This window comes from Corynebacterium pseudogenitalium (assembly GCF_024453815.1).
Lineage (GTDB): Bacteria > Actinomycetota > Actinomycetes > Mycobacteriales > Mycobacteriaceae > Corynebacterium > Corynebacterium pseudogenitalium.
This window is the reverse complement of the sequence record NZ_CP072934.1, coordinates 789,206-806,390: the sequence shown is the minus strand read 5'-3', so window position 1 is coordinate 806,390 and position 17,185 is coordinate 789,206. Positions and strand designations below refer to the sequence as shown.

Here is a 17,185-nt window from a genome sequence, read left to right as displayed (position 1 = left end):
GCCCCATGGATTCCGTTTCCCAGCTCTCCACCAGTACGCAGGACTATCTCAAGTCACTCTGGGCGCTCACCGAATGGTCAGACACGAAGGTGACCACCAAGGTGCTGGCGGATTACATGGGGCTTCGGCTCTCGAGCGTGTCGGACGCCGTCAAGAAGCTTGCTCAGCAAGGGTACGTACACCATAAGCCTTACGCGCCCATTACGCTGACGGAGGAAGGCCGCGCGCACGCCGTCGCGATGATTCGCCGTCACCGCCTCATCGAAACATTCCTCGTGGAAACGCTCGGATACTCGTGGGACCAGGTGCATGACGACGCCGAGGTCCTCGAGCACGCCGTTTCGGAATTCATGCTGCAGCGCCTCGACGCCCACCTCAACTACCCTTCCCGCGACCCACACGGCGACCCCATCCCCGCCGCCGACGGCACCGTGCCGCAATTCCACGCTGAGCCGCTGAGCACGATCGCCCCAGACAACGACGTCGTGGTCCAACGTGTCTCCGACGGTGACCCGAGTCTGCTGCAGTTCTTCGACACCTCCGGTATCACGGTGGGTACGCACTTGCGTACCCAGCAGGCAGCCCCGTTCTCTGACACCGTCGAAGTGCTTATCGACGGCCAGCAACCTCCACTTGCGCTCGGGAAACGCGCAGCGGACGCCGTGTGGGTGACCGCTGAGCCCGCCGTGCCCAGAGGGCGCAGCTGAGGAACTCGAGCCCGTAGATGACAGTCATCGTGGCGGAGGTGGGGGCGTCGAGAAGGTAGGCGACGCCGAAGCCTGCGACTGCCCCAACCGCAGCGAGCAGAACCGTCAGGGTCATCATGCGCGGTACCGTCGTGGCCAACTGTTTGGCTGCTGCCGCGGGGATGACCACCAGTGCAATGACCAGGATCGCCCCGACTGCGTTGAACGCTGCTGTGACGGTCAAGGACACCAGGAACATAAACGCGACGGACAGCATGCTCACTGGCACGCCGATGCTGCGTGCGAACTGGCCATCAAACGTGGACGCGAGCAGTTGCGGATACACAAGACCAATCGCGACCACGTTGAGCGCTAGCACCGCGAGCATGATGTAGAGATACACCGGTCCCAGCTGCGCCCCGCCAACAGTAAGCTGATTCCACGCAGCCAGGTTCAAGTCGCCGACGAGCACCGCGTGTGTATCCAGGTGGACGTTCGAGAAGTGGGAGGTAATCAGGATGACGCCCACGCTGAACAGTGCCGGGAAGATGAGGCCCTGCGGGGCGTCTCCAGTCACGAGTCCCGAATCCCCGAGCCACTGTGCGCCGAGGACCACCGCCACACCGGCCAGCGCCGCGCACACGATCACCACCGGTGAGTTCAGGTTGTTCGTAAACAAGTACCCCAGGGCAATGCCCGGCAAGATCGCATGCCCGATAGCATCTATGAGCATGGAGTGCTTCCGCAGCACAACGAATGCTCCCGGCACTGCGCATGCGCACGCCGTGACCACCGCGAGCAAAAGTGTTCCGACGATGAAACTCACGACGCTACCTCCGCCGAAACTGTTGTTTCCAGCCGGGCACGCAGCGCTGCCGTCGCTCGCCGCTGCGAACGGGCCCGGGCGATGACGCTTCGCTTCGGGGCGAAGATGAACGACACCAGAAACACCGCGAACAGGACAAGCACGATAACGGGGCCGGTCGGCACGTTGCCAAGCGCGATGGACAAGTAGGATCCAGCACCACTGCCGACGGCTCCAAACACGCCCGCGAGCACGACCATCGCTGGCACCGTTTGCACCCACTGGCGCGCCGCGGCAGGCGGAGTTACGACGAATGCCACCATCAACACCAACCCGACAGATTTGACGCCGATCACCGTCGCAAGCGCGATCGTCATGAACATCACCGTGTCGATGACCCTCGGGCGAAACCCAAGCATCGTGGACTGCACGGGGTCGAAGGAGCGCAGCTCGAACTCCTTAAACAACACGCACATCACGCAGACCGCGAGCAACCCGACGATGATGCTGATTCGCAGGTCCGCCCTGGTAATCACGGATGCGTTGCCGAACAGGTAGTCCTGAATACCACCTTTGCCTGGGAACGGATTGCTCGTGATCACGTCCAGCAACAGCATCCCGAACCCGAAGAAGAACGACAAGCTGATCGCCATCGCCGCGTCAATCGACGTCCGCGTCCGGGCAGTAATCGTGTTCGCCACCATCACCGCGCACGTACCAGTGACTACGGCTCCAACCAGCAGCGCAACCATGTTACGGCCGTCGACTCCCAGCCCGACGCACAGCAAAAACGCCAGCAACGTGCCTGGTAGTGCGGAGTGCGAAATCACATCACTGGTCAGCGACTGCTTGCGCAGGTACGCGAACGTCCCAAGCATCCCTGCCACTGCGCCAATGATGGTGGTCCCCCAAAACACCATGGCATAGGTGTGGTTCGCAAAGAACGCACCAAGGCTTATCGACGTCCCCATCACAGCACACCCAACAATCTCATCGAGTCCGCGCCTAACCCGTACGCCTGCGCAATCGTTTCCGGCGTAAACGTGGAGGAGACTGGCCCCGATGCAATCACTGTCTTATCCAGCAGCGTCACCGCATCGCAGTACGTCGGCACTGTCGAAAGGTCGTGGTGCACCATCACGATTGTTGTGCCATTCTCGCGCATGGTGCGGAGCACGTCGATAATTGTCGCCTCACTTTTCGCGTCAATGCCTTGAAACGGCTCGTCGAGGAAGAACAAGTCCGGGTCCTGTACTAGCCCGCGTGCGAGAAAGACGCGCTGGCGCTGCCCGCCTGAGAGTGCGCCGATCTGGCGGCCAGCGAAATCCTGCATCCCTACGCGTTCCAAGGCTTCGTATGCGGCGGCGCGTTCGCGCTTCCCCGCCCTGCGGAACCAGCCCAGCTTCCCGTACGTACCCATCGTCACCACGTCGAGCACCGTCGTAGGAAAGTCCCAGTCGACGCTCGCGTGTTGTGGCATGTACCCCACGCGGTGGCGCACTGCCTTGAGCGGCTGGCCGAAGAACTCGGTCTCCCCGGTCAGCGTCGGGATAAGCCCCAGCATCGCCTTGATCAGTGTTGACTTGCCGGCACCATTCGGCCCGACGATCCCCATGATGGCGCCCTCGGGGAACCGCACATTCACCTGTTCCAGGACCGGATCGAGGTGGTAGGCAACGGAAAGATTATGCGTCGCGCACGCAAACGTCTGCGTAGTCATGGGTTACTTGCCCCCGAGCGCTGCAGCAACTGCTTCAGCGTTATGCAGGAACGCCCCGATGTAGGTATCCGTTGGCGCGGTGGGGCCGAGGGTGTCGGCGAAGAGCTCCTCGTCAGAAATGGCGACATCCCACCCGCGGGCGTGCACAGCCTCCTGCAGGCTCTTAATCGCCTGCGGGTTCGCCTGATTGTCCTGGAAGATCGTCGGCACCTTGTTGTCCGCGATGAGATCCGCAAGGTCCGAAAGTTCCGACGCCGACAGCTTCGCCTCTGTGGAAACAAAGTCCGTCGCGTACACATCCAACCCGTAGGTCTTGCCGAAGTAGTTGAAGGCATCGTGGCCGGTGATCAAGATGCGTGGCCCAGTGATGTTCGCCAGCATGGTTGCAGCCTTTTCGTTCGCATCCGCGATTTCCGCCTGGTATTTCGCGGCGTTCTCGTGGTACTCATCGGACTTCGAAGGGTCGACCTCTGCAAGCTTGTTTGCGACCTCGCCGACAACCAGGCTCCACGCCTCTGGACTGTTCCATACGTGCGGGTCATGCAGAGGGTTGCCCTCAGCATCGGTTTCTGGCCAGTCAAGCAGCAGATTGTTCGGCAGCTTGTCTCCTACTGCCAGCTGGCGGTCCCCGAGGCTCTCCAGCTGCTTGATCATCTGAGCTTCGAGGTGCAGGCCGTTCCAGAACACCACATCGGAGGACTGAATCTTGTCGATGTCCTTCGTTGAGGGCTGGTAGGTGTGCGGGTCCCCGCCCGGGCCAACCATCGTGGTGACCTCCGCCTCAGGCGCAATGTTGGCGATGGCATCCGCGAGGTAACCCGTGGTTGCGTAGACCTGCAGCGCACCGTCGGCGTTGATGCCGTCCTGTGTCGCCTGGTTGTCCTCGGTAGACGAGCAGCCTGCGAGCCCTACGCCCAAGGCAAGCGCGCATGCAGTGAGGATCCTGGATGTGCGTGACATGAAGTGTTTCCTTTCAAACTAAGGTGTACCTCACCAACCCTAAAGTTCGCCCTACCGAACTTGCAACTTATTATGTGCAAACTCACACGAAGATATGGTTGAGCTGCACAAATAGAGAAAGGCCCCGCGGGAGAAATCCCACGGGGCCTTTGTAGAGAGAAGTTTAGAACTTCAGAAGACCTGATGCCCATGCCGCAGCGTAGACCGCCGCCAACACACCGCCGACTGCAGCGATAATGCCGACGATCATCCCCACGTTGTCGGACGCGGACGACTTGTCCGACTGGCCCGTGTTCACACCAGTATCGGTCGGTGGCGCCTGAGGCTTCGGCGTCTCAACGTCAATGCGGTCCGGCTCCTCCGGTGCCTGACGCCCAGCCTTCGGGTCCAGAATCCGGCGCGCAGATTCCTTCAGGCGGTCACTAGCGGTTGGATCCTTCTCGATCTCCTTGCGGATGCGCTCCATCTCTTCCGCCGTGTAGTCAAGAACGGAAACCTGGTACTCCTCCTTGAATACCTCGTCGCCTTCGGCGTTAACGATGCGGATCTCAAGCGGCATCGTCGAGTCCCGCAGCGAGGTTGCATTCTTGATCGGGATTTCAACACGTGCAGAAGGTTCCGCACCGCTGGCGTTAATCTGGCCAGGAACAGTGACTTCGATTGGCTCCGCACCCGTGATCGTCGGATACTTGGCGTACACCGTGAACTTGTGCACATCCAGACCGAGGTTGCGGATCTCACCAGTCAGTACGTCGGTTGAACGGTTCGTCACCACCGCCGCATCTTCACCGCCGGCCATTCGGAAACCGGCCTTACCCGGGTTCTGATCTGCAGCAATGATTTCTAGCTCGCGAGCAGAAATATTGTGGCTTGGCTCCGGAATGTCGTCGGTGCCAACGGTGCCTTCGCCCGAACCAATGTACTTGCCCTTGAGGTTCAGGTTGTCCCAGTCCGCTGGCACGGAGTACTTGCCCTCGTAGCAGACCACCCCGTCTTGCTCACACTTGTCTTTCGGGTACCTCTTGTCGGTCTTGGGGACCGATTCATAGGCCTGGTCGGAGTAGTCGAAGTGCGACCACTGGTAGAGGTAGTTCATGACCGACTTGTACGTCGGCAAATACGCCTCGGTATCCACCGGGTTCGTCGACAGTGCGCCATTGTGGGTCAGGCCTAGGTTGTGGCCGAACTCGTGCAGGATGGTGTTTCGCAGCTGCTCTTGGTTGGTCACGTTCTCGTGGTAAGACACGTAAAACGCAGAGTCGTTGACCAGGCCGGTACCCGTCGACCAGTCGCCTTTCTCCATCTGGTCGCCGATAATGCCGACGCGGAACACCGACTCACGAGTACCGAGCAGCTCCTGGCGCTTTTGCCCTAGCTTGTCTCGCTTCGACATACCATCCGCGAAGTACAGCGGGGTGAAGTCCTCCGTTGGGCCACCGTGCCTGTTCTCGTAGTTAGGGATGGAGGTGTAGAGGTCACCAGCATCGATATGGAGACGAATCCCGTGCGCAGCGAACTTATCCTCCAGCTCCATCAGGGACTCACGGGAGGGCCGGTACACGTTCGCGTTCGCCTCAGCGCACTTCGCAAACTTCTCAAAGTCTTGGATGTTCGCGCCGAACTTATTCACCTCGTTGCAGTTCAGCGTCTCCCACTCAGACTTCATCCAGTTCAACTGCAGGAACAGATCTTTCTGTCCTACTTTCGCCCCCCACCTGTCGAGTGGAAGCTGGGTCCCGTCAGCAGCGGTAAACCCCACCTTCTCCCACTCATCCGGCAGCCCATCCTGGTCAGTGTCTTTCGCCGTGGGCTGCGTCTGGATGAAGATGTTCGCGGTAACCGACGCCGTCCCCTGAACTGGTAGTTCCTTGTTCCACGCCGCGTACTGGTAGCCGGCGCCGTCTTCGGCAACTTCACCCACCCGGCTAGCTTCGCCAGACTCGATCGCGTGCCCCGCCGCCTTTGAGACGTCAGCACCACGGAAGTTCACCGAAACATCGTAGCCAGGTTTTTCGGCAGGACCGAAGTTAAACCTTCCGCCTCGGTAGGTACCTTGATACTGCGCATACTTTGGCACGGCAGAGAACATCTCAATGTCAATCTTGCGGTCACGCTTCGACTTGTTCGTAGCCTCGACCGTCACGTCCATCGAATTTGTGCCGATCTCAATCGTGCGCGTGATCTGGATTTCGGTGTTCGCATCGTAGTGCGTCAGGATGACCTTGTAACCGATCTCGTTTTCTTCAACGTCAGACTTCGTCTCAGTCGGGAGGAACGCCACCTGTCGCCCGTCGACGGTCAGGACAGTCTGCAGGCTGCTTTCGAGCAAACCGCCGACCGACTGCGGATTCTGGAACGTCGTGTTCAGCTTCGACCCGTACGCCAGGTTCGAAGTAGCAAAGCCTTCAGTCTTCGAATCATTCTCGATCCAGACGCCGCCGGGATTCTTTTGAACGCCAGCCTCAGCGATAGGCTGCACCCCACCGAAGGCAAGGCCTGCGCACAGCGCGATAGCAAGAGCTCGTTTCATCTTCACTTTTCTCGTCCTTTATCCCGAAACGTTAAATCCGGCGTTCTTCAACGCATGCGTCACCGCGTTAAACGGCGGAACATGCTTGTTACTGTCCCACAACCAGAAGAGTAAGACACCAAGGCCCTCAGCGGCGATCATGAACGGCACGATCCACCACACGCGCTCCCAGTTCAGCTCCTTTTGCGTCGCTGTTTGCTTAGGCACAACGTGTAGGTCGACCAGCTGCTGTGAGCCATCTTCCCACGTCACAACAACAGGAACGTTAATCTCTTTTGGCTTCTGACTACGTGGCACCGTAGCTCGCACCTCGCCCGTTTCCGGGTTGATATCGACGTTCGCGTCCTGGTTCTTGTAGCTCTTTGGCAGCCCATAGTGGACGCCAGAGAACTGATCTTTCGGCTTGGCAAAGCCCTCTTGCACAGCGTAGTCGACTGTGTTCTTCCTAGCTAACGAGTTAGCAGTTGCCTTCAACTCGATGATTTGGTGCCCACCGGGGAAGTCAACGCGCAGCTTCGAGGTGTAGGTGCTGTCTGCCTCGGTATCTGCCGGAATCTTTGCAGTGACGCGGCCTGTCGCGCGGTCAATGGTGATCGGAATGCCACCGTCGTTTTCGATGGAGAACACGCTGCCGTAGACAGGATCGCCCTCTGGTTCAGCGGTGAACGCCTTACCAGGGGTCACGATTTGCTGTGCATAGCGCAGCTTGTGCGCCTCGAGTTCCTCCGGGCTGAGTTGGTTCACGATGTGCACAGGCAGTGTTACGTACTCCCTTGACCCATCCGTATAGCTGGCCAGGATGTGTAAGTTGTACTCCTTATCCTCGACACTTTCGGGAACCACAGCCTCGACGACCCCCGTGGCACTGTCGACGGCGACGTTCCATCCGCGGAGGTCAGCGTTCTTTCTAGCGTCCCAACGAAACTCGGTGCCAACGGGCAGCGGTTCGCGGGAGTTGAGATCTGCAACGAACTTTCCACCTGGCGCCACGCGGGCGTCATCATAGGAGATGTCCGTTACTGTCTTGAGCAGCGGAGGGATCACCTCAAAAGCGGCGTCCGTCTTCAGCTGGCTGCCGTCGGGCATCGTCACGGTCACCGGAATTTTGACGGTCTCCCCGACCTTGGTGCCCCTCGAAGCGACGTACTTGACCTCGCCGGTGTTCTTATCGATCGTAGCTTCTGGGTATGAAGTCTCAAACATCGTCCCACGAGGCACCGGCTGGTTAATGAAGTCGTAGCCGTCTTTACGCAGCGTCAAGCTCGGTGTGATGCTTGAACCGACAGAACCGGGACGAACGTAGCTGGTTGGATACTTGAAGGCGTATCGATCAGCGCCACTAGCTGATTCCTGCAACTCAATCCTGACGGCAAAGTCAGGTGCGTTCGAAGCGCGAATCTTGACGGTGTACACACCGGCCTTCGTCGTTTCGAGTGGTGTAACCTCCACCGTGCCGTCACGGTAGACAGTCACCCATTCAGGAGTCCCACCGATCTTTTCAAACTCGGTACTGGTCTCATTCTCCTCGTTTGGCATGACCACTTTGTGCTCACCTGGCTTCAAGTCAATCTTCGGCCACGTATAGAAAATGGTTTGCTCAGCAGGCAGCTTCAGCGAGGTGATGATGAACGTGTCTTCTTTGACGGTGATCCAACCCGAAACAAAGCGCGGTTTCTCCGGGTCCTTTCCGCCATAGATTTGGTAGCGGTACGAACCTGGGTCGACGATGAACGCAACTGCACCATTCTCGTTGGTGCGCGCAACGTGCGAAGTCTTCCCGTCCTGGCTCACGAACCGTACCTCGGTGTCCTGCAGTGGTGAACCATCGGTATCGAGGAAGAGGTACGAGCGCTTCGCTTTCCCTTCCGGAAGTTCCTCAAACCCCAGCGAGTTTGAAGTATCGACGGCAACTTCGTCGATCACTCCCGGAGAATCTTGCTCGGCACGGGCATATGTTGGAGCACTACCTGCGGACGCAAGCATGATTGAAGTCGCCGTTGCGACCGCGAGCCCGGTTTTACACTTACCTCGACGCACTATTGCCTCTGCCTTACACTTCTTCGAATCACCCATACCGAAAGACGTACGCTTTTAACTTAGTGTATGAACGTCAATTTGCGAACTCCCAGCGCAAAAACGTACACCCCCCAATAACTCATCATGCCCCAGGAACTGCCCTGTGCAGCCTGGGGCATGAAAAGAAATGACTACTTCAGATCCTCCGGAACGGTCCGTGCGGGGTAAATGCGCGGGCGAACACCCGCGATCTCCTCAACAACTCGCACTACCTGGTGGGAGTAGCCATACTCATTGTCGTACCAGACGTAGAGCACGAGGTGCTTGCCGGCCGAAATCGTCGCCAACCCGTCAACGACACCAGCGTGCGTGGTACCGAGCAAATCTGTCGAGACAACCTCAGGCGACTGGATGTAGTCAATCTGCTGGCGCAGGTTAGAATCCGTCGAGACCTTACGGAGGAAGTTATTGACCTCATCCTTTGTCGTCTCGGTTTCGAGCTCGAGGTTGAGCACCGCCATAGAAACGTCAGGCGTTGGAACGCGGATCGCGTTGCCGGTCAGCTTGCCCTCGAACTCGGGAAGCGCCTTCGACACAGCCTTTGCGGCACCTGTTTCCGTCAGCACCATGTTGAGGCCAGCAGCGCGACCGCGGCGGTCCCCCTTGTGGAAGTTGTCGGCCAGGTTCTGGTCGTTCGTGTAGGAGTGCACTGTCTCAACGTGGCCGTGGACCACGCCGTAGCGATCATTGATGACCTTCAGCACCGGCGTAATACCGTTCGTGGTGCACGAAGCCGCGGACAGGATCTGGTCACCGTCCGTAATGTCAGCATGGTTGATGCCGTAGACAATGTTCTTAATATCACCCTTGCCTGGAGCGGTCAGCAGAACGCGGGAGACACCCTTGGACTTCAGGTGCTGGCTCAGGCCAGCCTCATCGCGCCAGACACCGGTGTTATCAACGACGATCGCATCCTTGATGCCGTACTCGGTGTAATCGATGGATGCCGGGTCGTTCGCGTAGATCATCTGGATCGGCGTCCCGTTGGCCCAGATGACTTCCTTCTCGTGATCCACAGTGATAGTGCCGTCAAATGGACCGTGCACCGAGTCGCGGCGAAGCAAAGATGCACGCTTGACGATGTCGTCGTCACCCTTCTTCCGCACGACGACGGCGCGCAGGCGCGCTCCCCCGTACATCGCCTCACGAGCAATCAGAATGCGGGCCAACAAGCGGCCGATGCGGCCGAAACCATACAGCACAACATCGCGTGGCTCGAGCTCCGAGTCCGTATCGACGACGTCGGCAAGCGCCTCGTTCAAGTAGGCCCGCAGATCGCTCGCGCCGGACTTCTTGTAGTCGCTGGCAAGACGGCCAAGGTCAATCGATGCCGTGCCGAGGTTCATCTGAACAAGCTCACGAAGCACCGGCAACGTGTCCTCGAGCGGAAGCTCCTTCTCCACAATGCGACGCGCGTACCGGTGCGCCTTAATAATGTCGATGTCCGTCACACCTACCAGCAGTCGGCCAAAAATCGAGGTGACAACGTTGTTTTCACGGTGAAGCTGGCTGATGAGCGGAAGCATTTCCTGGGCCAGGGTCAGCTTGTGATTCCAGTCCTGTTGGTGCGTTGTATTCGTAGGCGTAGACACAGTCATCCTCTTCATGCGGTAATTGAACAATTGGGAAACGTTTGCCTTGGGGGTACATGACACAGCTGCCGTACCCCCAATACAGGAATTATCGTAGCGTGTATTGGTCCATCTTTGTTACAAATACTCCAGCTAAACCAACCGCACCGCGAGATATGGTTACATCAGTCGCCTTAGGTGGGCTTTGTAGTGCAACGCCAAGTAAACCCGCACCCCACCCCCAAAACACACCCCCGGTGCTGGATGGCGGTATTTGTCCAACGTGGCGTCGACAAGCTGGCGCGAAACTACCTTCGGTACCCTGTGCACGTACATCAACGCATTGGAGGAAACGAATCTATGCCTTGCCCGAAGATCATCGCCCTCGACATGGACGGCACCCTGCTCAACGAACACGGGCGCATTCCCGACGCCTTCTGGGAGCTCCTTCGCCTTGCCGACGACCGCGAAGTCCTGGTCACGCCGGCATCGGGACGCCAGCTCGCGACGCTTCGTGATATGTTCACCACTCATCAGCCTCACACGTTCATCGCGGAGAACGGTTCCGTCGTCTTCCACGACGGCCGCATAATCGACGTGACTGCCATGCCGGAGCAGCCAGTACGCGAGTTTCTACGCGCGTTTGAAACAGCGCCGTTTTCAGCGTCGGCGGTGCTGTGCACCCCCGAGCAGTCCTACTCGCTGCGCGGTGCATCCAAGGAAGTCGAGCAGGAGATTGCAAAGTACTATCACGCCAACACAAACGTGGATTCGCTTGTCGACGTCCCCTTCGAACAACCCGTGAAAGTCGCGCTCTACGTGGACGGTGATGCAGAGCGTGACGCGCTGGCGTGGGTGCAGGCGCACGCGCCTGGACTACACCACGTAGTTAGTGGCCAGCACTGGATCGACATCATGAGCCCAGAGGCAGACAAGGGCAAGGCGCTGCTGGCGATCGCGGACGCCTTGGGCGTGCCTCAGGAAGCAACTGCCGCGATCGGTGATTTCCTGAACGATTACACGATGCTCCAGGCGGCTGGAACAGCGGTTGCGATGGGCAACGCCCACCCGGATCTTAAGACGGTGGCGGACGAGGTCATCGGAACTAACGCTGAGCATGCAGCAGTGCATCGACTTGCTGCATGGCTCAGTGAGCAATAGCGCTTACTTTGCGGACTTGCGCTCCGCAATAGCTCGCTCAAGCTCAGCTTGGCGCTCTTCGAACTCCTGGACTTTCGCCTTCATCTGCGCCATGAGTTCTTCGTGGTGCTTACGGCCGAGCTCGAGGCGTTCCTCAAGCTCGGCCAGTTCCTTCGCGCGTTGTGATTCATCTAGGGTCATGCCCCTATTGTGGCAAATTTTCCACGCCGAAGCGAAGCGCTACTTCCCTTTCGCTAGAAACGACTCCGCGTTCGCAGATTCCCAGTCCTCGCGCCAGTTCTCCGGGACGTCGCCGTCGACAAGCTGACCGTCGCGAAGCCACTCGTAGCGCTCGCGGTACGTCTGGGGTTTCCCGTAGTCGTCGTTGCAGCGAATCATCTCGGGGCGCAGGTCCTTCGGATCTTGCACTCCCATCGCGGCCATGAGGCGCAGCGCTGACGAAACGGTGGCCTTCTGGTACCGCATCACGCGCATTGATTTGTCCTCGACATCCAGGCCACGCTCACGCCACGGGTCTTGCGTCGCGACACCAGCCGGGCACGTACCGAGGTGGCACTCCATTGCCTGCACGCAGCCGACGGCCATCATCATCGCGCGGGCGCTCAGCAGGAAGTCCGCGCCCTGCACCATGCGACGCACCAAGTCGTTGCCGGCGGCGATTTTGCCGGCAGCACCGATCTTGATCTTGTCGCGAAGGCCGCAGCCCACCAACGCATTGTTCACGAACGTCAGGCCCTCTGTGAGTGGCAGGCCCACGTGGTCCTCAAACTCCTTCGGCGCCGAGCCAGTACCGCCCTCGGAACCGTCGACCACGATGAAGTCAGGCAGAATGCCAGTCTCGAGCATGGCCTTGCACACCGAGAGGAATTCCCGACGAGAGCCTATGCACAGTTTGAATCCAACCGGCTTCCCCCCGGAGAGGGTACGCATCTGGTCGATGAAGTGCAGGAGGCCGATTGGGGTATCAAATTCAGAGTGCGCACCTGGGGACGTGAACGCCTTCCCTTCCTCGATCCCGCGAATTTCAGCAACTTCCTTCGTCGCCTTCGCGGCTGGCAGCTCACCGCCCAAACCAGGCTTCGCTCCCTGTGAGAGCTTGAGCAGCGTCATCTTCACCTGTGGCCGCTTTGCCTTCTCTGCGAAGGTATCTGCATCAAATCCCCCCATCGGGGTGCGTGCGCCGAAGTACCCGGTGCCGATTTCCCACACCAGGTCACCGCCGTACTTTTCGTGGTGCGGGGACAGACCGCCTTCACCGGTGTCCTGGTAGAACCCGCCCAACTTGGCTCCCTTGTTCATCGCTTCGACGGCGCGCCCAGACAACGAGCCGAAGCTCATAGCGGAGATGTTCAGCAATGCTGCACTGTACGGCTGGGAGCACTGCGGGCCTCCAATCAGCACGCGCGGCGGCTCCGCAGGCATATCTACGGGGCGCATCGAATGCACCAGGGAGCGGTGTCCCTGCTCGTAGACGTTTTCTTGCGTACCGAACGCAGTGGTCGAAGTCTGCCCTTTCGCGCGCGAGTAGATGAGACTACGAGTGCGGCGGTCGAATGGGCGGCCGTCCCAGTCACGCTCAATAAAGTACTGCTGAAGCTCCGGTCGAATCTTCTCGAGTGCCCACCGCGCACGCCCCAAGACTGGGTAAATTCTTCGAATGGAGTGTTTCTTCTGAGTCAGATCCACAGCTGCAACAGTTCCTACCCCCAACGCTGCCGCGATCGACGCTGTTGCTGCCCAGTTGCGCTTGCCTGCCATGATGCTCCTTAGACTAAGTGGCGTGTAGAAAAGCGTTCCTGTGTTCACCGTACGCAAAAAAATAACAAAACAAACTCCAGCCACACTTCATGTGGTGTTTCCCCCTTTCGTTCAACCACCATTGGGGAACTCTCGTTAGGGTGGGGCCATGATTGACTTTTCCCGCCCCGCAAACATCGTCGCGCCGAAACTACTCGGGTGCACACTCACTCATGGCGGGGTCAGCATCGTATTGACCGAGGTCGAGGCATACCTCGGCGAGGAAGACGCCGCCGCGCACACCTATCGCGGCAAAACGGCACGAAACGCTGCGATGTTTGGCCCTCCCGGACGTTTCTACGTGTATCTTTCGTACGGCATTCACCACAACGTCAACATTGTGTGCGCACCGGAGGGCATCGGCCAGGGATGCCTACTGCGCGGAGGCAGGGTCATCGAAGGCCACGATATCGCCTATCGACGCCGCCAAAAACCCGACCGCCTTCCCATCGAAGAAGACAACCTGGCGCGTGGTCCCGGAAACCTGGGCGAAGCGTTGGGGTTTGAACTCACCGACAACCATAAATCCGTCTCTTTGACCGCACCTACCGCTCCCCCGGAGTGGGTTTGTGGCCCCCGTATTGGCATCTCGAAGAATGCTGATGCCCCCTGGCGATTCTGGATCCCCGGAGACAAAACTGTTTCCACGCCACGCGGTTATAAAACGAGCAATAAATACAAGGCATAAATCCTAAACTTTTGGGCGATTTTCTTTAGGCAAGCCTTGCCTTACTATTGGTGCGTCAGCTTGGAGCGCTCGCTCCCCACCTACGCACGATCGGAGTCACCGATGACCCTCATCGCCCCTACACAGATGCCACTGTCCGTCGCCCTGAAGGAGCAGACCACAGCCGCACACGCAAGTGCCGAGACCTCCCGCTTCATGTCTAACCTCAGCGGAGGTCAGCTCAGCGCAACAGCCGTCGCCGAGCTCACCGTGCAGTACTTCCACATCTATTCCGCACTCGAAGCCGCGGTGCGCCGCACAGCCACTCACCATGCCGTAGCCCAGATCGCCGACCCGAGACTTGAGCGGGTAGACGCAATCTCCGCCGACCTCACAGCGCTACTCGGCGCGGATTGGCAAAATCACCATCACCCACTCGAGGCAACGTCACGCTACGTTGCCGAACTCAACGCACTCACCCCCAACAACGGCCCCGAGGTGATAGCACACCACTACGTTCGCTACCTCGGCGACATCGCTGGTGGTCAGGCGCTTGCCCGGGTATTTCGCAGCGAATACAACCTCAGCGATAACGCCCTCAACTTCTACGACTTTTCCGCGATTGGGAAAATCCCGCCATATCGTGCGCAATACAAAGCATCCTTGGACGCCATGCAACTGAGCGACAACGAACGCGCCCAACTCATCGAGACAGCAAAGCACGCCTTCACGCTGAATGAAGCCGTGTTCCAGGAGCTCACATCACGACTCGACTAGCCCCGGCGCTTGACATCACTGCTATCAAGGTACGCAAACACACCCCACACGGCACTTGCCGCCACAAAGGCGGCAAGCACGCCCCCGGTAAGGGTGTAGCGCTCAGGCACGGCGAACAACACCACCAGCGAGACTGCAACCACCCCAGCCCACACCACACCAACGAGAAACCCGGAGCGACGACCTCCGCGCGGTGATGCCTGGTAACGATGTCGCGACGGCAGCGCAGCCAGCGCAAAAACTAGTGCAACCAACCCCAAGCAGGCCAAGGAGCTTACCCACAGATTTCCGGCGCTCACACCAAAGACCACTACGCCAGCAATTACAGCCGACAGTGCACGCTCCCACGGCGCGAACCGCCCTTGAGACACCTCTGAGACGACTGGAATGAGCTCGGTTACAGGCTCCTGGTCCACTATCACAACAACACCCTTTCATAAGGCTATGCTCACCTAACTTTAATTAGGTAAGCTTACCCTCATTTATCCCAACGTTAAAGAGTTTTCTGCAAGAACTATGCCTATCCGTTACATATTCGCCTTGACCGCTTCAGCCAGCATGCTTGGCTTCACATCTACCGTCTTCAGCCCACTCCCTATCACCCCTCCCCCTGCTACGGCACAAGAACAAACCGCGTCACACCGCACTGTATCCACGGGAACAATGGATTGGGGTGTGCGGGAATCGTTCCGTAAGTACATCGAAACCGGCGTCGCCAAGGGGTCCATCTCCACAGATGAAGGGGCGACTCGCTCAGGGGCGGCATTCGAATTCCCAGCCGAATCCTCCGCGATTACTGGCCCATCCTCCGGACAATTCAACTTCACCGGCTCAGTCCACTTCAGTGGCCACGATGGCTCTCTCGAGCTGACGCTCAGCAACCCGATCTTGGTGGTCAACGGCACTAACGCAGAACTCCGGGTGGACTACAGCACACGGAAGTATGTCGGCGCAGGAGCTGTGGGCCCTGTCGAAGAAGGACAAAAAGAAGTACTGGCCACCATCACCCTTGACGCCGCACCGGACTTCACCGCAAGCCAAGTGACAATAAGCGGCCACACCTCACTTACCGCTTCTGGGGAAACTATCTTCGCCGGATTCTACGAAGCAGGCGAGCCCCTCGACCCGATCAGTATCGATCTCTCACTCACGGAGGCTTCGGGTGCCGGACCAGTCCCGGACTTCACACTCGGGTCCCCATCAGGAGACAATAGCAACGCAGCTGCTCAGGGGCACAGTGGCGCCACACGTTCAAAGGCGACAAGCGGACCGGCTTTCTGGCTCGGACAGGTAAACGACACGCTCATCGAGGTCAATGGGCTGTTTACCAACGCCGACAAGGTCTTGCGAAGCGCAACGTCGTTGCACGAGCGCGCTACATCGTCGCAACAGTCAGCCCGTCCCAACCGCTCTTCGACGGCGCCGGGGACGACTGCTTCGGCTGCCAACACGGCCCCGGCGCGCAACCAAGCATCAGCGCCGACTTCCCAATCGAGCAACGCATCGGCCCACAGCAATCGCGATGCCTCAGCCACAGCACCGTCAGGCGGTAATGCATCTTCAAATACCGTCTGTGATGCTGGCACCTCACACGGAGTCACCTCTGCTGAGGCACAGTGGGGAATCCGGCAGTCGTTCCGTACATACATCCGTGGCAATATCGCGAAAGGAAAGTGGGAGCTCCAAGGCGTTAGAGACAGCGGTAATGCCTTTACTTTCAACGGCAATTCGGGAGCAGTTGATTCTGCGACGCGGTCGGGGTCCATCCTCTACCCCGGTTCGATCCGTTTTACCGGGCACGGGGGCGTATTGGACACTCGTTTTTCCAACATGGAAATCCAGTTCTCCGGCACTACCGGCCAGCTGATCCTCAACGCGACGTCGAACACTATGGAAGGCGACCCCCGCGACTACGGGCGCATCGCCATCGCAGACCTCACTTTCACGAACCTCGATGTGAGCGACTCTGCGGTAACCGGTACAGCAGAAGCAACGCTTACGAGCACAGGTTCGGAAGCGTTTGGGCAGTTCTACCCTCCTGGCGATCCGCTCGACACAATTCACTTCACCGCTCAACTCGGCGGATCGGCTAACTGCGCCGAAGGCCAGGGCTCCATCGGAGGGGCGTCCTCTCCATCCAACAATGCGGCGGGGGCCGACGCTCGAGCGAAACTTCGGAAGTCTACAACATCCTCGTCTACGCCTTCCCGCGGAAGCGTTCTCGACGAGCATTTGGGGGACGAAACTGTTTCGTCCCCTGATCAGCCAGAAGGCGGAAAGTTCCAGATTAAAAACACCGCGCCCAATTCGCGTACAGGGGCGGATGGTTGGGATGACGCGACCGTCGCGACGCTCTTGGTGCTCATTGCCTCGCTGCTTGGCGCAGGCGGTGCGCTCATCAGATTCGCAGTCATCGGATAGGGAGATATGACACT

General features: G+C 58.9%; 15 protein-coding genes. 5 read left to right on the top strand and 10 right to left on the bottom strand.

Features of this window, described 5'->3' with window-relative positions; all coding sequences use genetic code 11:
- Nucleotides 1–5: 5 nt before the first annotated feature.
- Nucleotides 6–707, top strand: a complete 702-nt coding sequence (locus KBP54_RS03895; protein ID WP_070362786.1) for a metal-dependent transcriptional regulator — start codon at nt 6–8, stop codon at nt 705–707.
- On the opposite strand, the gene KBP54_RS03890 is transcribed toward KBP54_RS03895, so the two are convergent.
- The 7 genes from KBP54_RS03890 to KBP54_RS03860 form a co-directional block, all read right to left on the bottom strand.
- Nucleotides 610–1,512: a metal ABC transporter permease gene (locus KBP54_RS03890; RefSeq protein ID WP_070362787.1), complete on the bottom strand. Its 903-nt coding sequence runs from the start codon at nt 1,510–1,512 to the stop codon at nt 610–612. The genes KBP54_RS03895 and KBP54_RS03890 overlap by 98 nt on opposite strands.
- Nucleotides 1,509–2,411 carry a metal ABC transporter permease gene (locus tag KBP54_RS03885; RefSeq protein WP_240492728.1) on the bottom strand — a complete coding sequence of 301 codons (903 nt, stop codon included), beginning with the start codon at nt 2,409–2,411 and terminating at the stop codon, nt 1,509–1,511. Before KBP54_RS03885 ends, KBP54_RS03890 begins: the two co-directional genes overlap by 4 nt.
- Before the next feature lie 50 nt (nt 2,412–2,461).
- On the bottom strand, nt 2,462–3,211 hold the full coding sequence (locus KBP54_RS03880; RefSeq protein ID WP_070362789.1) for a metal ABC transporter ATP-binding protein: 750 nt from the start codon (nt 3,209–3,211) through the stop codon (nt 2,462–2,464).
- A gap of 3 nt (nt 3,212–3,214) precedes the next feature.
- A complete protein-coding gene (locus tag KBP54_RS03875; RefSeq protein WP_070362790.1) occupies nt 3,215–4,171 on the bottom strand; it encodes a metal ABC transporter substrate-binding protein in 957 nt (318 codons plus the stop codon).
- Between the two features lie 163 nt (nt 4,172–4,334).
- Complete coding sequence (locus tag KBP54_RS03870) at nt 4,335–6,701, bottom strand: zinc metalloprotease (RefSeq protein ID WP_256006388.1); 2,367 nt, start codon at nt 6,699–6,701, stop codon at nt 4,335–4,337.
- An 18-nt stretch (nt 6,702–6,719) separates the two neighbouring features.
- The gene (locus KBP54_RS03865; protein WP_256006387.1) at nt 6,720–8,684 is read right to left on the bottom strand and encodes a Rib/alpha-like domain-containing protein; all 1,965 of its coding nucleotides are present in this window, start codon (nt 8,682–8,684) and stop codon (nt 6,720–6,722) included.
- 224 nt (nt 8,685–8,908) lie between these two features.
- A complete protein-coding gene (locus KBP54_RS03860; protein ID WP_256006385.1) occupies nt 8,909–10,369 on the bottom strand; it encodes a glyceraldehyde-3-phosphate dehydrogenase in 1,461 nt (486 codons plus the stop codon).
- A 339-nt stretch (nt 10,370–10,708) separates the two neighbouring features.
- Between KBP54_RS03860 and KBP54_RS03855 the strand changes: the two genes are divergently transcribed.
- Entirely contained in the window at nt 10,709–11,509 is an 801-nt protein-coding gene (locus KBP54_RS03855; RefSeq protein WP_070362794.1) for an HAD family hydrolase, read from the top strand.
- Between the two features lie 3 nt (nt 11,510–11,512).
- Here KBP54_RS03855 and KBP54_RS03850 read toward each other — a convergent pair whose 3' ends face one another.
- Both KBP54_RS03850 and KBP54_RS03845 read right to left on the bottom strand, forming a co-directional pair.
- Nucleotides 11,513–11,689, bottom strand: coding sequence for a hypothetical protein (locus KBP54_RS03850; protein WP_168156190.1), 177 nt, complete (start codon nt 11,687–11,689; stop codon nt 11,513–11,515).
- A gap of 39 nt (nt 11,690–11,728) precedes the next feature.
- Nucleotides 11,729–13,267, bottom strand: coding sequence for an FMN-binding glutamate synthase family protein (locus KBP54_RS03845; protein WP_070362795.1), 1,539 nt, complete (start codon nt 13,265–13,267; stop codon nt 11,729–11,731).
- A gap of 148 nt (nt 13,268–13,415) precedes the next feature.
- On the opposite strand from KBP54_RS03845, the gene KBP54_RS03840 reads away from it, so the two are divergent.
- Both KBP54_RS03840 and KBP54_RS03835 read left to right on the top strand, forming a co-directional pair.
- The gene (locus tag KBP54_RS03840; RefSeq protein ID WP_070479291.1) at nt 13,416–13,994 is read left to right on the top strand and encodes a DNA-3-methyladenine glycosylase; all 579 of its coding nucleotides are present in this window, start codon (nt 13,416–13,418) and stop codon (nt 13,992–13,994) included.
- Between the two features lie 102 nt (nt 13,995–14,096).
- Nucleotides 14,097–14,750, top strand: a complete 654-nt coding sequence (locus tag KBP54_RS03835; protein ID WP_256006383.1) for a biliverdin-producing heme oxygenase — start codon at nt 14,097–14,099, stop codon at nt 14,748–14,750.
- Here the strand turns inward: KBP54_RS03835 and KBP54_RS03830 are convergent.
- The gene (locus KBP54_RS03830) at nt 14,747–15,166 is read right to left on the bottom strand and encodes a hypothetical protein (protein ID WP_256006381.1); all 420 of its coding nucleotides are present in this window, start codon (nt 15,164–15,166) and stop codon (nt 14,747–14,749) included. The two genes, KBP54_RS03835 and KBP54_RS03830, sit on opposite strands and share 4 nt — an antisense overlap.
- A 100-nt stretch (nt 15,167–15,266) precedes the next feature.
- Between KBP54_RS03830 and KBP54_RS03825 the strand changes: the two genes are divergently transcribed.
- On the top strand, nt 15,267–17,171 hold the full coding sequence (locus KBP54_RS03825) for an HtaA domain-containing protein (RefSeq protein WP_336296788.1): 1,905 nt from the start codon (nt 15,267–15,269) through the stop codon (nt 17,169–17,171).
- Nucleotides 17,172–17,185: the final 14 nt, after the last annotated feature.

Bases quoted from the DNA above. Each gene is read 5' to 3' on its own strand.
- KBP54_RS03895 (WP_070362786.1), top strand. From the start codon at position 6: ATGGATTCCGTTTCCCAGCTCTCCACCAGTACGCAGGACTATCTCAAG.
- KBP54_RS03885 (WP_240492728.1), bottom strand. From the start codon at position 2,411: ATGGTGTTTTGGGGGACCACCATCATTGGCGCAGTGGCAGGGATGCTT.
- KBP54_RS03880 (WP_070362789.1), bottom strand. From the start codon at position 3,211: ATGACTACGCAGACGTTTGCGTGCGCGACGCATAATCTTTCCGTTGCC.
- KBP54_RS03875 (WP_070362790.1), bottom strand. From the start codon at position 4,171: ATGTCACGCACATCCAGGATCCTCACTGCATGCGCGCTTGCCTTGGGC.
- KBP54_RS03870 (WP_256006388.1), bottom strand. From the start codon at position 6,701: ATGAAACGAGCTCTTGCTATCGCGCTGTGCGCAGGCCTTGCCTTCGGT.
- KBP54_RS03865 (WP_256006387.1), bottom strand. From the start codon at position 8,684: ATGCTTGCGTCCGCAGGTAGTGCTCCAACATATGCCCGTGCCGAGCAA.
- KBP54_RS03855 (WP_070362794.1), top strand. From the start codon at position 10,709: ATGCCTTGCCCGAAGATCATCGCCCTCGACATGGACGGCACCCTGCTC.
- KBP54_RS03850 (WP_168156190.1), bottom strand. From the start codon at position 11,689: ATGACCCTAGATGAATCACAACGCGCGAAGGAACTGGCCGAGCTTGAG.
- KBP54_RS03845 (WP_070362795.1), bottom strand. From the start codon at position 13,267: ATGGCAGGCAAGCGCAACTGGGCAGCAACAGCGTCGATCGCGGCAGCG.
- KBP54_RS03840 (WP_070479291.1), top strand. From the start codon at position 13,416: ATGATTGACTTTTCCCGCCCCGCAAACATCGTCGCGCCGAAACTACTC.
- KBP54_RS03835 (WP_256006383.1), top strand. From the start codon at position 14,097: ATGACCCTCATCGCCCCTACACAGATGCCACTGTCCGTCGCCCTGAAG.
- KBP54_RS03825 (WP_336296788.1), top strand. From the start codon at position 15,267: ATGCCTATCCGTTACATATTCGCCTTGACCGCTTCAGCCAGCATGCTT.